13 protein-coding genes are annotated in these 17,164 nt (G+C 70.3%); 7 read left to right on the top strand and 6 right to left on the bottom strand.

Going from position 1 to position 17,164, the window contains the following annotated elements:
* Positions 1 to 198: 198 nt before the first annotated feature.
* The 3 genes from IEZ20_RS08550 (at position 199) to IEZ20_RS08540 (ending at position 9,947) form a co-directional block, all read left to right on the top strand.
* Positions 199 to 4,485, top strand: coding sequence for a hybrid sensor histidine kinase/response regulator (locus tag IEZ20_RS08550; protein ID WP_189296006.1), 4,287 nt, complete (start codon positions 199 to 201; stop codon positions 4,483 to 4,485).
* 88 nt (positions 4,486 to 4,573) lie between these two features.
* A complete protein-coding gene (locus tag IEZ20_RS08545; RefSeq protein ID WP_189296004.1) occupies positions 4,574 to 6,976 on the top strand; it encodes a SpoIIE family protein phosphatase in 2,403 nt (800 codons plus the stop codon).
* A 232-nt stretch (positions 6,977 to 7,208) separates the two neighbouring features.
* A complete protein-coding gene (locus tag IEZ20_RS08540) occupies positions 7,209 to 9,947 on the top strand; it encodes a tetratricopeptide repeat protein (RefSeq protein ID WP_189296002.1) in 2,739 nt (912 codons plus the stop codon).
* Positions 9,948 to 10,099: 152 nt separating this feature from the next.
* On the opposite strand, the gene IEZ20_RS08535 is transcribed toward IEZ20_RS08540, so the two are convergent.
* On the bottom strand, positions 10,100 to 10,840 hold the full coding sequence (locus IEZ20_RS08535) for an NIPSNAP family protein (protein ID WP_189296000.1): 741 nt from the start codon (positions 10,838 to 10,840) through the stop codon (positions 10,100 to 10,102).
* Positions 10,841 to 10,963: 123 nt separating this feature from the next.
* Here IEZ20_RS08535 and IEZ20_RS08530 point away from each other — a divergent pair, with 123 nt between their 5' ends.
* The 3 genes from IEZ20_RS08530 (at position 10,964) to IEZ20_RS08520 (ending at position 12,981) form a co-directional block, all read left to right on the top strand.
* Complete coding sequence (locus IEZ20_RS08530; RefSeq protein ID WP_189295998.1) at positions 10,964 to 11,941, top strand: helix-turn-helix transcriptional regulator; 978 nt, start codon at positions 10,964 to 10,966, stop codon at positions 11,939 to 11,941.
* Positions 11,942 to 12,066: 125 nt separating this feature from the next.
* Positions 12,067 to 12,345 carry a hypothetical protein gene (locus tag IEZ20_RS08525; protein WP_189295996.1) on the top strand — a complete coding sequence of 93 codons (279 nt, stop codon included), beginning with the start codon at positions 12,067 to 12,069 and terminating at the stop codon, positions 12,343 to 12,345.
* Positions 12,346 to 12,429: 84 nt separating this feature from the next.
* Complete coding sequence (locus tag IEZ20_RS08520; protein WP_189295994.1) at positions 12,430 to 12,981, top strand: SMI1/KNR4 family protein; 552 nt, start codon at positions 12,430 to 12,432, stop codon at positions 12,979 to 12,981.
* Between the two features lie 33 nt (positions 12,982 to 13,014).
* On the opposite strand, the gene IEZ20_RS08515 is transcribed toward IEZ20_RS08520, so the two are convergent.
* The 3 genes from IEZ20_RS08515 to IEZ20_RS08505 all read right to left on the bottom strand — a co-directional run bounded on the left by IEZ20_RS08515 (position 13,015) and on the right by IEZ20_RS08505 (position 15,142).
* A complete protein-coding gene (locus IEZ20_RS08515; protein WP_189295992.1) occupies positions 13,015 to 13,371 on the bottom strand; it encodes a hypothetical protein in 357 nt (118 codons plus the stop codon).
* 380 nt (positions 13,372 to 13,751) lie between these two features.
* Entirely contained in the window at positions 13,752 to 14,102 is a 351-nt protein-coding gene (locus IEZ20_RS08510) for a hypothetical protein (RefSeq protein ID WP_189295990.1), read from the bottom strand.
* A gap of 158 nt (positions 14,103 to 14,260) precedes the next feature.
* A complete protein-coding gene (locus tag IEZ20_RS08505; protein WP_189295988.1) occupies positions 14,261 to 15,142 on the bottom strand; it encodes an SDR family oxidoreductase in 882 nt (293 codons plus the stop codon).
* 48 nt (positions 15,143 to 15,190) lie between these two features.
* Here IEZ20_RS08505 and IEZ20_RS08500 point away from each other — a divergent pair, with 48 nt between their 5' ends.
* Complete coding sequence (locus IEZ20_RS08500; RefSeq protein WP_229895959.1) at positions 15,191 to 15,562, top strand: MerR family transcriptional regulator; 372 nt, start codon at positions 15,191 to 15,193, stop codon at positions 15,560 to 15,562.
* Between the two features lie 78 nt (positions 15,563 to 15,640).
* Here the strand turns inward: IEZ20_RS08500 and IEZ20_RS08495 are convergent, their stop codons facing one another.
* Together IEZ20_RS08495 and IEZ20_RS08490 are read right to left on the bottom strand one after the other, a co-directional pair.
* Entirely contained in the window at positions 15,641 to 16,192 is a 552-nt protein-coding gene (locus IEZ20_RS08495) for a GNAT family N-acetyltransferase (RefSeq protein WP_189296262.1), read from the bottom strand.
* 88 nt (positions 16,193 to 16,280) lie between these two features.
* Entirely contained in the window at positions 16,281 to 17,054 is a 774-nt protein-coding gene (locus tag IEZ20_RS08490; protein ID WP_189295986.1) for a maleylpyruvate isomerase family mycothiol-dependent enzyme, read from the bottom strand.
* Positions 17,055 to 17,164: the final 110 nt, after the last annotated feature.

The following is a 17,164-nucleotide window of genomic DNA, read 5'->3' as shown; positions in this document are numbered from 1 at the left end:
GGCGGATTTCTTCCCCGGTAGGAAGCAACCGGAGGCTTTGTTCTGCGGGTCCCGAGTGGGTTAGCCTGCGGCGTATTTTCTCCTCACCTGTGGCCATGGGGTGGGGGGAATGTAGACCATTTACGGGTCCGCCGCGGCCCGCCGGGGTGTTCGAGTCCTCACTGCCGAGGGCTCCAGGGGAGCGGGACGAGAGTGCGCATGAACAGCGACAAGACCGAGCTGATCGACGCCGCGCCGGGCAACGAGGAGCTCAGACAGCTCCTGGCGGGGTTGACGGCCGTGCGGGACGGCGATTTCGGGACACGTCTGCCCGAGGACGCCGACGGTCTCATGGGCGACATCGCGAGCGTCTTCAACGGCATGGTCGACCAGCTGTCCGTGTTCACCTCCGAGGTGACGCGCGTGGCCCGCGAAGTCGGCACCGAGGGGACGCTCGGCGGGCAGGCGGAGGTGCCGGGGGTCTCGGGAACCTGGGCCGACCTGACCGACTCGGTCAACGCCATGGCCGGGAACCTGACCACCCAGGTCCGTGACATCGCCCAGGTGGCCACGGCCGTGGCCAAGGGCGACCTGTCCCAGAAGATCGACGTGCCCGCGCGCGGCGAGATCCTGCAGCTGAAGGAAACCGTCAACACGATGGTGGACCAGCTCTCGGCCTTCGCCGACGAGGTCACGCGCGTGGCCCGCGAAGTCGGCACCGAAGGACGCCTCGGCGGCCAGGCCAAGGTGCCCGGTGTCGCAGGGGTGTGGCGGGACCTCACCGACTCGGTCAACTTCATGGCGGGCAACCTGACCAACCAGGTCCGCAACGTCGCCCAGGTGACCACGGCCGTGGCCAAGGGCGACCTGTCCCAGAAGATCACCGTCGACGCACGCGGCGAGATCCTCGAACTCAAGAACACCATCAACACGATGGTCGACCAGCTCTCCGCCTTCGCCGACGAGGTCACCCGCGTCGCCCGCGAAGTCGGCACCGAAGGACGCCTCGGCGGCCAGGCCGACGTCAAGGGCGTCAAGGGCACCTGGCGGGATCTGACCGACTCGGTCAACTTCATGGCGGGCAACCTCACCGCCCAGGTCCGCAACGTCGCCCAGGTGGCGACGGCGGTGGCCAAGGGCGACCTGTCCCAGAAGATCACCGTCGACGCACGCGGCGAGATCCTCGAACTCAAGAACACCATCAACACGATGGTCGACCAGCTCTCCGCCTTCGCCGACGAGGTCACCCGCGTCGCCCGCGAAGTCGGCACCGAAGGACGCCTCGGCGGCCAGGCCGACGTCAAGGGCGTCTCGGGCACCTGGAAGGCCCTCACCGACAACGTGAACGTGATGGCGTCGAACCTGACCGGCCAGGTGCGCTCCATCGCGCAGGTCGCCACCGCCGTCGCGCGGGGCGACCTGTCCCGCAAGATCAGGGTCCAGGCCGAGGGCGAGGTCGCCGCACTGGCCGACGTGATCAACACGATGGTCGACACCCTGTCCGCGTTCGCCGACGAGGTCACCCGCGTCGCCCGCGAGGTCGGCACCGAAGGACGCCTCGGCGGCCAAGCCCACGTGCCGAACGTGGCCGGCACGTGGAAGGACCTCACCGACAACGTCAACTCCATGGCGAACAACCTGACCGGTCAGGTGCGCAACATCGCTCTGGTGACGACCGCCGTGGCCAAGGGCGACCTGTCGAAGAAGATCGACGTGGACGCACGCGGCGAGATCCTGGAGCTGAAGACGACCATCAACACGATGGTGGACCAGCTCTCCGCCTTCGCCGACGAGGTCACCCGCGTCGCCCGAGAAGTCGGCACCGAAGGACGCCTCGGCGGCCAGGCCGAGGTGGAGGGCGTCTCGGGCACCTGGAAGCGGCTCACGGAGAACGTGAACGAGCTGGCCGGCAACCTGACCCGTCAGGTACGGGCCATCGGCGCCGTGGCCAGCGCCGTGGCCGAGGGTGATCTGACCCGCTCGATCACGGTGGAGGCCTCCGGCGAGGTCGCCGAACTCAAGGACAACATCAACTCCATGGTGGAGTCGCTGCGCGAGACCACCCGGGCCAACCAGGAGCAGGACTGGCTCAAGACCAACCTGGCGCGCATCGCCGGCCTCATGCAGGGCCACCGGGACCTGCCTGTGGTGGCTGAACTCATCATGGACGAGCTGACGCCGCTGGTGTCGGCCCAGTACGGCGCCTTCTACCTCGCCGAGGACGGTGAGCACGGCCCGGAGCTGCGGCTTGTCGGCTCCTACGGCATGCCCGACGACGACGGGCGGCCCATCCGTTTCTCCTTCGGCCGCTCGCTGGTCGGCCAGGCCGCGCACAGCCGCCGTACCATCACCGTCGACGAGCTGCCGCAGGGCTACGTGACCATCTCCTCCGGGCTCGGTCAGGCGGTGCCGACCGCGCTGGTCCTGCTGCCGATCCTCTTCGAGGACCAGGTCCTCGGTGTCATCGAGCTGGCGTCGGTCACCGCCTTCACGCCCATCCACCGGGACTTCCTGGAACAGCTCCGCGAGACGCTCGGTGTCAACGTCAACACGATCGTGGCCAACGCCCGCACCGACGAGCTGCTGGAGGAATCGCAGCGGCTGACCGCCGAACTGCAAGTGCGTTCGGCCGAGTTGCAGTCCCAGCAGGACGAGCTGCAGCGCTCCAACGCCGAACTGGAGGAGAAGGCCTCGCTGCTGGCGGCGCAGAACAGCGACATCGAGGCGAAGAACCTGCAGATCGAGCAGGCCCGGCAGGAACTCGAGGCTCGCGCCCAGCAGTTGTCGCTGGCGTCGAAGTACAAGTCGGAGTTCCTGGCCAACATGAGCCACGAGCTGCGCACCCCGCTCAACAGTCTGCTCATCCTCGCCCAGCTGCTCGCCCAGAACCCCTCGCGCAACCTCACCCCGAAGCAGGTCGAGTACGCGGGAATCATCCACTCCGCGGGCAGCGACCTGCTGCAGCTGATCAACGACATCCTGGACCTGTCGAAGGTCGAGGCAGGCAAGATGGACGTCACCCCCGAGCGGGTGTCGCTGCGCCAGCTCATCGAGTACGTCGAGGCCACCTTCCGGCCCATGACCACCCAGAAGGGGCTGGAGTTCACGGTCACCACCGCGGCGGGGGCGCCCGCCGACCTGCTCACCGACGACTCCCGGCTGCGGCAGGTGCTGCGCAACCTGCTGTCCAACGCGGTGAAGTTCACCGAGCAGGGCAGCGTCGAGCTGGCCATCGAGCCCGCCACGGACGGAGAGGTGCCGCAGGACGTCGTGCGCGGCGGTGCCGTCGTGGCGTTCCGGGTGCGGGACACCGGTATCGGCATTCCGGAGCAGCACCTGGAGTCGATCTTCGGGGCGTTCCAGCAGGCGGACGGCACCACGAGCCGCAAGTACGGCGGAACCGGCCTCGGCCTGTCCATCACCCGGGAGATCGCGCATCTGCTCGGCGGTGCCGTGGCGGTGAACAGCGCGCCCGGCCGGGGCAGCACCTTCACGCTGTACCTGCCCGTGGCCCGGCCGGACTTCGAACAGCTGCTCGACGCCGGTCGGCCCGCCTCGAACAGCCCGAAGGGGCCGGCCGAGCTCGCATCGGCCGCCACCGCGGGCCAGACCATCGCCTCGTCGCAGCCGGCCGTTCCGGAGCAGCGGCCGCGCCGGCTGCTGGTGGTGGAGGAACGACCGCGCGGGCTGCTGACCCTGGTCGCCGAGAGCGTCGTCGCGGACGTGGCCCGGCACAGCCCGGAGGACGGCTCCCCGCTGCCGGCGGTGGACGTCATCACCGCCGTCGGAGCGCAGGAGGCGGCGGGCGCGCTGGCCACCGAGTCCTGCCACTGCGTCGTACTGGATCTGGACATGCCCGACGGGGAGGCGGGCCGGTTCCTGCAGGCACTCGAAGGCGACTCGGGGCTGGCGAGCGTACCGGTGCTCGTCCACAGCAGCCACCGGCCGGAGGTGGCACGGGCCGAGGCGCTGCGCTCCCTCCGCGACGACGGGTCCCTGGAGTTCCTGTCCAGCCTTGACGAGCTGCGCGAACGCGTCGCCCTGCACCTGGCCGCCGAAGCACCCGGGGACGTGCTCTCCCTCGTCCGGGTCGAGGACCCGCAGGACCTCGCACCGCCGGTGGACGACAGCTTCCGGGGCCGTACGGTCCTGGTCGTCGACGACGACGCACGCAACCTGTTCGCGCTCAGCGGGATCCTGGAGATGTACGGCTTCCGGGTGCTGCACGCGGAGAACGGGCGCAAGGGCATCGACGCGCTGCTCGCCAACCCCGACATCGCGCTGGTGCTGATGGACGTGATGATGCCGGAGATGGACGGCTACACAGCCACCGCCGAGATCCGCAAGCTGCCGCAGTACGCCGAGCTGCCGATCATCGCCGTCACCGCCAAGGCGATGCCCGGCGACCGGGAGAAGTCCCTGTCCTCCGGCGCCAGCGACTACGTCACCAAGCCCGTCGACACCCGCGACCTGATCGCCTGCGTCCGACGCTGGCTGTCGGCGTGAGCGCGCCGGTGCCACCCGCCGACGGGGCGGGTACCCGGCGCGGCACGACCCGCGTCCCAGCGTCGTTCAGCCGAGGAGCGTGCACATCGTGAAGACGCCCGAGCAGCCACCCGCCCCGGGCGGCGCCGAGCTGGGCACCGCGCCGCCGGATCCCGCGGGCGTCTCCCCCACCTCCCCCGTCGGCAGACTGGCCGCCACGGTGGAACGGCTGCGCCACGAGGTCCGTACCGCGCACGCGGAGGCGGAGGGGCGGGCGCTGATCGAGCTGGCCAAGGGCATCCTGGTCGAGCGGCTGGGCTGCGGTCCGGCGCAAGCCGCCCGGCAGCTCGCGGAGCTGACCGAGCAGGCCAGGGTGACCCCACTGGAGTTCGCGGTGGAGGTCATCAACCAGGCCGCCCGCGACCGGGTGTCGGAGATCGCGGGCGCCTTCCTGAGCACCGCCGCCGAGACGCCCGCGCGCCAGGACACCGCCCTGCGACTCCGGGCGGCGGAGAGCGGCGCGCTGGCCGCGAACGACACCCAGGACGTCGCCAACGCCCTGCTGGAGCATGCCCTGCGCCCGCTCGGCGCGGTCGCCGTGGCCGTGTGGAGCGCGGACGCGGACGGCTCGCTCACCCTCAGCGGAAGCGCCGGCTTCTCCCCCGCCGAGGCCGTCCGGTGGCGTTACGTCCCCCCGGAGGTGGCGACCGTGGCGCGCCGGGGGCTGACGGAGCGCACCGGTCAGTGGTTCGAGTCGCTCGCCGACACCGGGCTGCCCACCATCGGCCGGCACATGCATCCGGGCGGCGGCCGGGTCGCGGTGCCCGCCGGCACGGGTGGCCGCATCCACGGCGTCCTGGAGATCGCCTGGCCCGGGCCGCTGGAGCCACAGCCTCCGCAGATCGTCCGGCAGGTGGAAGCCCTGGCCGAGCTGTGCGCGCACACCCTGGAGTCGTACACGCTCAGCCAGGGCCTCGGCCAGGACCCACGGATCCTGCCGGACGCCGCCGAGCTGATGGACCTGGCCGACGGGCTGCACGATCCCGCCCTGGTGCTGGTGCCGCACCTCGACGGCTCCGGCCAGCTGGTGGACTTCCGCATCCAGCACGTCAACAGCCGTTTCCTGGACCCTGCCGGCCGGCCGCGCGCGGTGGTCAGCGGGGCGCTGTTGCTCGAGGCGTATCCCATGGCCGCCGGGACGAGCGAGTTGTTCCAGCGGGTCGAGCGGGTCTACGCCACCGGTGAGCCGTTCCGGGGCCGCCGGATGCGTCTGACCGCACTCGTCGACCAGGTGCCGCTGTCGGCGGTCGCGGACATCAGCATCAGCCGGCACGGCAACAGCGTGCTGCTGATCTGGCGCATCGAGGACGAGACGGCGCGGCTGGCGAGCCTGCTCCAGCACGCCCAGCGTCTGGGCCGCATCGGCGGCTTCGAGGAGAACCTGCTCACCGGGGAGATCACCTGGAACGACCAGCTGTTCCACCTCTACGGCCGGTCCCCGGCGGACACGCCCGTGCCGCTGGAGGAGCTGCCCGCGCACGCGCACCCGGACGACGCGGTGGCCCTCGGCCGGTTCTTGCGGACGCTGCTGCACCGCCGCCGGCCGGCCTCCGCCGCCTTCCGGCTGCAACGCCCCGACGGCGTGACCCGGCACATCCGGGTGGTCGCCGAACCGGCCCTCGACGACGACGGCCGGCTCTTCGTGGTGCGGGGCGCCTACCAGGACATCTCCGCCCAGCACTGGACGGAGGTGGCGCTCGCCGCCACCCGGGACCAGCTCGCCCACACCGAGCAGCAGGCGACCGAGCGCAACCGTCTGACCCTGCAGTTGCAGCACGCCATCATGCCCCCGGCGCAGGCCCCCCTGACGGTGCCTCGTCTGGAGGTCGTGGTGCGCTACCGGCCGGCGGAGACCGAACATCTGGTGGGCGGCGACTGGTACGACGCCGTGGTGCTGCCGTCCGGGCTGGTGCTGCTGTGCGTGGGTGACGTCGCGGGCCACGGCATCGAGGCCGCCACCAGCATGGTCGTCCTGCGCAACGCGTTGCGTGGCCTCGCCGTGACGGGTGCCGGACCGGGCCAGCTGCTGTCCTGGCTGAACATCGTGGCGCACCACCTGACCGGAGGGGTCACCGCCACCGCGGTGTGCGCCCTGTACGACCCCGAACACCGCAGCCTGCGCTGGGCCCGGGCAGGCCACCTCCCGCCCGTGCTGGTCCGCGGACACGAGGCGGCCCCGCTGCCGCTGGTCAAGGGCCTGCTGCTGGGTGCGGTGCCCGAAGCCGTCTACGAGGAGGCCGAGCTGCAATTCGCGCCCGAGGACATGCTGCTGATGTACACCGACGGGCTCATCGAGCGCCGGGACCGGTCCGTGGAGGAGTCCCTGACGCACCTGCTGACCACGGTCCGTACCGCGCCGAAGAGCCTGGACCAACGGCTCGACCGCCTGCTGACCTACAGCAAGTCCGACACGGACGACGACACCTGCATCGTCGGCATCCGCGTGACGTAGCCGCGACGCGGGTCACCGGGCCGGCTCCGGCAGAACGCGTCCCTCGCCACCAGGCAGGTGGCAGCGAGGTTGTTGCGAGGGCCAAGGGTGTGCGAGTCCGGGCCGAGTGACGCCGGTCGTCGGCGTCTTCGGCCGCCGGGGATGGTCAGGCCGGGCTGGATCTGCTCGACGGAGCCCCTGCCCAAGGCCGTTCACGTGGTCGCCGGTTCCGTCATGCGCTACAAAAGCTCGCGTGAGGAGCGACCGGAACGAGATCAGCGGGGGCGTCTTCTTCGGCCCCGTGGTGCAGGCCGGGTCCGTCGAGAGCCTGGTGTTGCCGCTGCCGGTGGTGACCGCGCTGGCGTCACTGCCCCCGGCGCCGGAAGCATTCGTGGGACGCACCCGTCTTCTGCGGGATCTGCTGGAATCCGTACGCCCCCGCAAGGCACCGCCGCGGCCACCGGGCCGGTTGCGCACGTCGGTGGGGTGGGAGTGGCAGCGTCAGGTGCGCGCCTGGTCCGATGGCCGCACCGTCGTCCTGGTCACCGGGCCGCCGGGCGTGGGCAAGACGGCTCTCGCCCTGCGCGTCGGCCAGGAGGCGGAGACGCGTGGCTGGTACCGGCACCAGCTCTACCTTGACCTGCGCAGCCATGAGAACGCCTCGTTCCGCCCGGACGCCTTCGGCGCGCTGGGCGCTCTGCTGCGGGCCCTGGGGGTCCGTGCCGACAGCATCGGCCAGACCGTGCAGGAGCGCTCGGCGCAGTACCGCAGCCGCACCAGGGAGCTGGCGCGCCAGGGGCACCCGGTCCTCGTGGTCCTGGACAACGCCGCCTCGAGGGAGCAGGTGGAGATGCTGCTGCCGCCGCATCCGCGCAACTGCACTCTGGTCGTCGGCAGACGCCGACTGTCCGGAGGAGGCCTCACGGGCGCGCGACAGCACCACGTTCCCGTCTTCGACGCCGAAGAGTCCGTCACCTTCCTCCAGATGGCGTTGAGCCGGTCCCGGCCCGGGGACGAGAGGGCGGCCGATGCGGCGGGCCTTCGTTCCCTGGCCGAGATCTGCGGCCACCTCGCCCTCGCCCTGGACCTCGTGGCCGCCGAACTCGTGTCTCAGCCCCACACGTCGCCGGCAGCGCTCCTGGCCCGGCTGCGGACGGCCGCGGCGCTGCTCGACCTCGGCTCGGAGCCTGAGCCCGGTGCGGATTCTCACGCCGGTCCCGGTCCCGAGTCAGGCACCGCACCCGTCCGGGCCGCCCTGGACCTGTCCTACGACCGCCTCACTCCTGGGCAGGCCCGGCTGTTCCGGCTGGGGGCACTGCATCCGGGCGCGCACTTCCACACCGAGCAGGCCGCGGCGCTGGTGGGTGCCACGGCTGACGAGACCGCCGAGAGACTGCGAGCGCTGGCAGCCGCCGGCCTTCTCGCCGAAAGCGGCCGACAGGACAACCGGTACCAGTACCACGACCTGTTACGCGCATACGCCCGTGAGCGCACCGAGCGGCAGGACTCCGACGCCGACCGGCGCGAAGCCGTACGACGGCTGTTGTGGCACTACACGCTCACGGCCGCACAAGCCGACGCAGCTCTCCGGGACGTCGGCGGTGCGGACACCACCCGTTTCACCGACCGGGCGTCCGCCAGGCACTGGTTCGACCTCGAACGCCCCGCTCTCGTCGGAGCCGTTCACCTGGGTGCCGCCTCCGGCTTCCCGGCCGAGACCGCGGCTCTGGTGATCCGGCTGACTGTCTACTTCGACCTGCGCAAGCGCTGGGACGAGTGGAGGGTCACCCACCAACTCGCAGCCGACTGCGCGCGCCAGGCGGGCGACCGGAGACGTGAAGGAATTCTCCTGGGGCACCTCGGTCGTGCACACGCCCAGCAGCGCAGGTACGACGAGGCGCTTCTCGCCTACGGCCGGTCACGCGCGGCCTACCGGGCGGCCGGTGACATCAGAGGGGCACATCTCGTCCTCGGCCGTATGCTGCGCGTGCTCCAGGACACCCGGAACCAGGGCGTGCCGCTGCGGGAGGCGATCCGACGGTACGAAAGCGCTGCCGAGGGCCTCAACGAGGCCGACGACCCCGACACCCTGGCCGACATCCTGAACAACCTCGGCAACCTCCGCTTCCGTGACGGCTCCTACGCCGAAGCGGCCCGGTGCCACGAGCGGGCGCTGCTGATCCGCGCGGGACGCGGCGACCGACGCGGCGCGGCCCAGTCCCTGGTCAACCTGGGCAACGCACTGCGTGCCGGCAACGCACCGCAGCAGGCGATCGAGCCCTACGAGCGCGCCGCACGGACGTTCCGCGAGATCGACGACCCTTACGGCCAGGCCCAGGCCCTGGAGAACCTGGGCCTGGCCCACCTCGGCTCCGGGCAGGTCCGGGCCTGCCGACGTGCGTGGCGCGACGCGGCCGCCTGCTTCACCGAGGCAGGCCACCCCACCGAGGCGGCAAGGGTGGCCGGCTCCATCTGGTCCTTGAGCCGCTGGCGGCGCAAGCGCACCGTGCCTGGATTCCTGCGTCGGGCCGGTACGCACTACGACGTGTCGCAGGAAGGCGGGGACGAACCGCCCGGCACTGCCGCCGGCACCACGCGCGGCGGCCGCGTACGCAGCGGAGACGACCTCTCGTCCGGGACCGCGCCGACCTCCTCCGCGGAGGGCACGCCCTCCGGGGACACCCCCCACACGCATGCGGAAGGGCAGGAGACCAGCTCCGAGACGGCAGCGGGTCCACGCACCGAGGACACCGGCCACGAGCCCCACGTCATCGACGCGCACGATGCAGTCGCGCATGAGGTCGCGCACGAAGGCCACGGGGCGGCACATGAAGGAGGGGAGGAAACCGGGCATGACGAACCACACGACGGAGCCGACGACGAGCACATCGACGTCGACCACGCATCGTCCGTGGACGACTTCGGCGATGACGGATACGGCGACCAGAACGGCGAAACGGAGACCGAGACAGAGTACGGGGATGACGACTAGCAGTGCTTCGTTACGTTGATCTCGCCTGGTGACGGCACCGGGGCGGCTCCCCCACTGCTCCCGCACGAAAAAGCAGCCTGCAAGGCGCTGGTCTCCGCCCGGCACAGGCCACGCCGCAATTCTGTGGCGGCACCCACGTTCAGTCTCTGCAGTCACCGCATGACCGAGCGGCCTGTGGGCGCGAGTCGCAGTGTCCGGGGGGCCGCTGTCCGCTCCCGCTCGATGCGCGGCAGGATCTCGTCCCGCGCCACGGGATGCGTCTGAACGTCGGCGAGGTGCCGGCGGTAGGTGCTCTCGTCGGGGTAGGAGGTGAAGACCGCGGCAACGTTCTCCCCGGCGCGTACGGGCAGCCTGGGGAACGTGTTGTGTGCCGTCTCCGTGGTGAGCGCGGCGAGCGGCTCGGGTCCCGTCTGTCGCAGGAGGGGAAGGAGCCCGTCCCGGATCAGCGCGATGCCGTCGTGTCGTCCGGGAGGGAATGACCATACGGTGGCGCACACGAACCGGTCCGGTGCGGGAGCGCCGGCCGGGCGCCGCTCGGTCGGGGAGACAGTGAAGCCGTGCTCGTCCGACAGAGGGCGCAGCAGCAGGACGTCGTCGGAGTCGATCATGGTGGCGTTCGCCTGCGGGCCGTGCTTGGCCCAGACGGGGCCGTCGTAGAAGGCCGTCAGCGCGCGGTGTCGTGCCGCCATGTCCCGGAATCCTCGCAGCCAGACGAAGCGGTCCGGGTCGTCGAGGTCCCTGAACTGGCCGAGCACGAGCATCCCGGCCTCTTCCTGGGGTTCGACGAACTCCTGGTCGAACAGCTCGATGAGTTCGTCGCGTCGTCCTGGTCGCAGCGTGTACTGGCGGAGTTCGATCACTGCGGGGCGGCCGACAGGGTGGGTAGGGGGCACGGCAGGCTCCTGTTCGGTTTCTTCGGGCGCGGGTTCCGGCTTGTCCGGTCGGAGCCGCGCGTGGACTGACGATAGGGCGGCCGCGTGTCAGGGGCTGTCAGGGTTTCCAGGGAGAATGCGCGCATGTCTGCTGGTCGACTGTTGTCCGTGCTGCTGTTGCTGCAGTCCCGTGGCCGCATGTCCGCGCGGGCCGTCGCCGACGAGCTGGGAGTGTCGGTGCGGACCGCCTACCGTGACCTGGCGCGTCTGCAGGCATCAGGGGTTCCGGTCTATGCGGAGCCGGGCCGGGGTGGCGGCTACCAGCTGCTCGACGGCTATCGCACCCGCCTGACCGGGATGAGTCAGGGCGAGGCGCGGGCACTGTTCTTCGCCGGGCTGCCCGGCCCCGCCGCAGACCTGGGGCTTGCGGCGGAGGTGACGGCAGCGCGGCTGAAGCTGCTGGCCGCGTTGCCGGCGGAGCTGCGCGAGGAGGCAGCACGGACCGCGGCGGTGTTCCACCTGGACGCCCCGGCCTGGTACCGGGAGCCCGAACAGACGCCGCATCTGGCCCTGTTCGTCGACGCGGTACTCACCCGGCGTGCGGTGGACGTGCGCTACCGCCGTTGGCGCGCCCCGCAGGAGGTGCACCGCCGCCTTCGCCCCTACGGCCTGGTACTCAAGTCCGGCACCTGGTATCTCGTGGCCGCCTCGGAGAGCCGGATCGCGACCTACCGGGTCGCCCAAGTCCTCGACGCGGCGGCGAGCGATGAACGGTTCGACCGGCCGGAGGGCTTCGACCTGAGCGCGTACTGGACCTCCTACCTCCACGATTTCCAGACACGCCGCTACAACGGCACAGCCACCGTACGTCTGTCCCCGCGGGGACGCCGACGCCTGCCCGACAACGTCCCCCCGGAGGTGGTACGGGCGGTTGACTCCACCGCGACCGCTGTCGGCGACGAAGGATGGGTCGAGGCGGTCATCCCGATCGAGAGCACCGAGCACGCGTGCGGCGAGCTGCTGCGGCTCGGTGTCGACGTCGAGGTCGTCGCGCCGGCCGACCTGCGCCGAGCCATGGCCGCCACGGTAGGAGTACTCGCCCGGACCTACGGGCTCCACTGACGCCAGGTGGCTTCGTCGGGCAGAAGCGACTCGGTTCCCCTTTCCGTGCAGGCTCGCGGGAAGGGGATGTCAGTCGTGTGTGGTGGGATGGTCCGACTCTGCCGTTGATCCACCGGGAGGCCGTCATGGCGTCTTCGTACCCGTCCCTGACTCGTGCCTTGGCCGAGGCTTGGGTCGATGTCCTGTGGTTCATCGACGGCAGCGAAGACGAACAGATGAATCCGGACGACGCAGTCAAGGTGCTGGAGGGCGTCGCCCACGTGGTCAGCACGCTGCCTGAGGAGCAGCGGCAGGAGCTGCTCGAACTGGTCGGGGAGATGGCAGCAGCCGAAACTGACCCGGCTCGGCGCGAGTTCCTGGAGGAGTTCCCGGAAAGCTTCGGGCTGATCGACGATGCGTCCTGACGCTGCGACAGCTGCCGATCTTGACGTGTGCGACGAGGGGGCTGAGGGTCACCGGAACGAAGACCGGTGCGGGAAGGTGGCTGTATGTGGGTCCAGCGAGTGATCGAACTGACCGGGTGGGAGCCGCTCGGGATCCCCGTCGACTGGGCGGCGATCGAAGGCGAGCTGCGGGCCCCGCTGCCGGCGGACTACAAGGAGCTCTACGAGGCGTTCGGCGGCGGTGTCTTCAGCGATTCCCTCTACTTTCTGGGGCGCGACGAGGGGCGCGCGTTCGACTTCCTGACACAGTGGCGTGCCGACCTTTCGGTCGACCAGGACAGCAAGTACGGAGACGTCTCCGCCGTCGCGCCCCACAGGATCTACGCGCCGGGCGGCAAGGGGCTCGTCGAGTGGTGCTCCACCGAATGGGCCGACGAGTACTTCTGGCTGATCGACGCCGAGCGACCGGGCGAGTACCCCATCCTCGCGCGGTCCCATGACATCGACACATGGCACCGGTACGACATGTCCACCTCGGAGTTCCTCTACCGTGTCCTTGCCGATGCCGGTTTCCGACCCTTCGGGATCGCGCAGTACGACCTCGGCACGACGTTCACGCCCGGCTCCGGCGACCCTCTGGACGGCCAGCCGCTCTGAGGCGAGGCCGGCCGTCTTCGGAAGGGAACAGGCTCAGGTGGTCCCGCACTGCCAGTAGCCGAAATCACCCATCTCGCCGCCCGTCGAGATCCCCGCGGAGACGCAGATCTTCCTGCCCTCCGGGAAGTTGAAGTCGTTCTCGACCTTCGTGGTTCCCTTGCCGCCGTGGTTGGTGACCAGGTGGTCGTAGTCCCACTCGTTCGGTTTCATCGGAGCCACGTCGACCTTCAGGACCGCTGCCCAGCCTTCAGCGCAGGTGTCCTTGACGTAGAGCGTGTCGCCGTCGGCCACGAACCAGCCCTCTGAGTTGAAGCTGCAGCCGTGGCTGCCGTTGCTGCGCGCGTGCGGCGTGTCGACGCCGGCGAAGGCCGGTGCGTTCGCGAATACCACGCACGCGACCGCGGCCGCACACGCCCCTGAAACCTTGGCCCGGGATACGTTCACGTTGATTTCCCCCTGCCACGATCGAACGAACATCGAACATATGAGCTGTCTCCGGACGCGGTATCCACCCGCTCACCGGCGCACGCGTGTCACGGTAGGGGGCCACCAGCACGGAGTCGTTAGCGACCGGTGCACAGCCACTTGGCATCGCGTCTACTCCCTGAGCCCCCTTCTCCCGTGCTCGCGGGGACGGACGGCCCCTGCGGCCTGCGTGAGCGGTACACCGAGAGAGAACACTCCCCCGCCGGCGATGCAGGTGCAGGGGTCGCCCGCGAGGCCTCCCCCACCTCCCGATGCGATGGGTGACGGCGGGTATGCGTCGGGATTCAGAGCCAGCGCTGTGCCGCCTCGACGCTGTCCCCGCCACTGGTGTTGAACGCGATCGCGGCCTGGGGCGCATGGCGCCGGATCAGGTTCACGACCTGTTCGAAGAGCGGAAGCAGTGGCTCGGTCTTGCGGATCCCGCCGCCGACGACCACGACATCCCACAGCTGCTCGGTCAACGATGCGACGAGGGTGGACTCGGCCGATTCGTCGAACACGATCAGCACCATGGCCGCGTCGATGCCGTGCTCACCGAATCGGGCCAGCTCCGCATCGAGCGCCGCGCGAAGAGCCTCTCCGTCGACGCCAGGTATCCCTTGCGGGTCGTAACCAACAACAAGTACAGAAGACATGCGGCCAACCTACCGAGCCCCGCCCGAACACGACCCACTGGACAGACCCGGGAAGGATTCGCTGCGAGTTCGCGCGGCGGCCCCCGGCCGTCGCCGCGGAACCGGGCCTGACAGTGCCGTCATCGCTTGTCAGGGCCGCCTGGGTGTCGGCCCTTCCGTCAGCTGAACTCGCCCGCATGGTCCATGGCCCACCTCGCGAAGGTGCCGGCCGGTCGGCCGGTGAGGCGCTCGATGTGATCGGTGGTGCGGTTCGACTCCGGTCGCCGCAGAGAGGCAGCGATCAGCGCTTCCACCAGCTGTTCTGGACGTCCGTCCGCGAGCATGCGCGACCGTGCGAGGTCAGCGGTGACCGCTTGGAAGCGCAGACGGCGCCGCAGCGCGACACCAAGAAGAGCGACCTGGTCGGCGCGACCGAGCACCTCGGGTCCTGTCAGCAGGTACGGTGCGTGTCCGAGTCGGTTGTGATGCACGAGCAATGCCGCTACGGCGGCATCGGCGACGTCACGCTCGTCGACGACGGCCGTGCGCGCCATGTCGGGGCCGGACACCACGTCGCCCGTCCGCAACTGTGGTATCCAGCCGCGGGCGTTGGACGCCAACGTGTCGCTCCGCAGCACGATGGGGCGCAGGCCGGCATCGCGGAGCAGGGCTTCCATGTCCGCGTGCACCTGAACGATGGGATCACTCTGGCGCGTGGCTTCGTCGTCGATGGCTGTCGAGGACAGGTAGACGACGCGGGGTGCCGCTGTGACGAGTTCCGCGACCAGGTCGTGCGCAGGGGGGGAGTCGAGCAGGGGCCAGATCAGAAAGACGGCGTCGATGCCCACGAGCGCCGCGCGCACGGCAGCGGGGTGTGTGAGGTCGCCGACCACCCACTCGACGCCGGGGCGCGGGCCGGCCGGATCGCGCACGAGGCCTCGTACGCGCGCGCCGTGTGCTCGGAGGCGGTCGACGACCTCACGGCCGAGGTTGCCGGTCGCGCCGGTGACCAGGATCGATGGACGGCAAGGGGAGCCCGTGGGGCGAGTGGCATCAGGCATGATCGAGACGTTAGGGGTTCAGGTCGACATGAAGGCAAGGCGCGTATCGTGAAGACGATCGGAGAAGTAGCCGCAGCACTCGGGATCGAAGCCCACGTGCTGCGGCACTGGGAAGACGTCGGGGCGCTCACCGTGCGTCGCGATGGCAACGGCTACCGCGTCTACGACGACAGCGCGGTGGAACAGGCGCGCACGGTACTGAAGCTTCGGCGCGTGGGGCTCTCGTTGCCCGAGGTGGCCGCCGCCATGGCGCCGAAGAAGTCGACGGCGCAAGCGGTCGTGAGGGCGAAGATCGCCGAACTCGAAGGCGAAGTCGTCCGGCGACGGGAGGCAATCACCTTCCTGCAGCACACCGTCGAGTGTCGGCATCGCTACCTCGACGACTGTCCGGACTGCGCGACGTTCGTCCGTGAAGCCTGAGCCGCCACCCGCCGGCAAGCTCAGGTGCCGAATTGCCGGCACCTGAGCTTGTGGAGAAGCGGCGCACCAAAGGACCGCTCAGCTGCCCAAGCCTTGCCACTCCGACGCCAGCACCGACCAGACCTCGGCGTCGTGGCGGACACCGCGGTAGAGGTAGGTCTCGCGCAGGACGCCCTCACGGGTCATGCCGAGTCGCCTGGCCACGTTGATGCTGGGCGTGTTTTTCGGCGACACGAACCACTGCACCCGGTGGATGCCGCGTTCGGTGAAGGCCCAGTCGATGATCAGCCGTGCCGCACGCCCGACCAGGCCCCGGCCCGTGGCGGCAGGCTCCAACCAGCAGCCTGCCTCGCACACGCCGGCGGCGGCATCGAATTTCGGGAACGAGACGCCACCCACGAGGGTGCCGTCGAGCCAGATGCCATACAGTCGGCCGGTGTCGGAGGCCGCCTTGTCGGCGTACAACTGGAGGTAGCTGCGGGCGGATTCCAAGTCCGTGGCGAGGTCGGGCAGTTCCATGTACGCGCCGATGAAGTCACGGCCCCGATCCATGTGCGCGAGGAACTCCTCGGCCCGCCACGGCTCCAAAGGCCGCAGCTCGGCCCCGTCCCCCAGGGAAATCGCGAACACAACCATCCTCTGTACTTGTCCTCGTGCCGGATGCCGCATCCACGCGGGCAGGCGCGGGTACGACGGTTGAAACTGGGTGCAGGCCGTTTCAGTCGTTCGGGTCCCAGTCTGCGAGCTGCTCCATCGGCTCGGTGTCGCCGGTGGTCTCCAGGCTGTCGAGCGGGAGGCGCTCGTAGAAGTAGAGGACCAGTTCGCTCGCCGCGCCTCGCATCGCCATGTCGCCCGGCTCCGCGTCGGCGGCGAGGTCGTCGCAGCGGACGCCGTCGGCGTCGAGGGTCAGGCGCCAGGAGCGGCCCTCGGTCGTGTGCAGGTCGATGGTCGCCGGCTTGAACGGCCAGGGGACGGTCGTCGCCGAGACGGTCGTCAGGAACTCGTCGACGCCCTCGACCGCGACGTCCGTCGGCAGCGGCTGTGCGGCGCCCTGGGTGAGCTGGGCGTCGTAGGTGTGGACGGCGATCTCCTGGATCTGGTGCCGGGCCACGGCTCCGCTGGTCCCCGGGGCTTGCGAGCGGCCCCACCAGGTCCAGCAGCCGCGGTCCGGGCCGGCCTCGCGCAGCGCCTCGAGCATGAGTTCGGTCGACTCGGCGAGCCAGGCGTCCAGGGCATCGCGGTCGCGGGGCGCGCTCGGGGCACCCTTCGGGTCCGTCTTCGCCGGGGGCTCGGCGCCCGGGCCCGCCGCGACGATGGCGGCCTGGCGTCGGCGGCCGTCGCCGAGGTGCTGCGCCAGTTCGCGCAGCGTCCAGTCCGGGCAGGTCGGGACCTGGACGTCAAGGTCGGGAGCGGACGCGATCGCAGCGCGGAACGCGGCCGAGCGGTCTTCGATCAGCCGCAGGACCTCGGGGAACTCCAAGATGGTGTGCACGGCGGATGTGTATCACGGCGGTTCGGCCGCCGGGTAGCGATTTTGTCGGACGAACGCGTCGACGGCTGGGCGGAGCGTCGGGCTGGTGCTGCATCCACCAGGCCCGCTAC

The organism is Streptomyces cinerochromogenes, assembly GCF_014648635.1.
Classification (GTDB): Bacteria; Actinomycetota; Actinomycetes; order Streptomycetales; family Streptomycetaceae; genus Streptomyces; species Streptomyces cinerochromogenes.
This window is presented reverse-complemented; position numbering and strand designations above follow the sequence as displayed.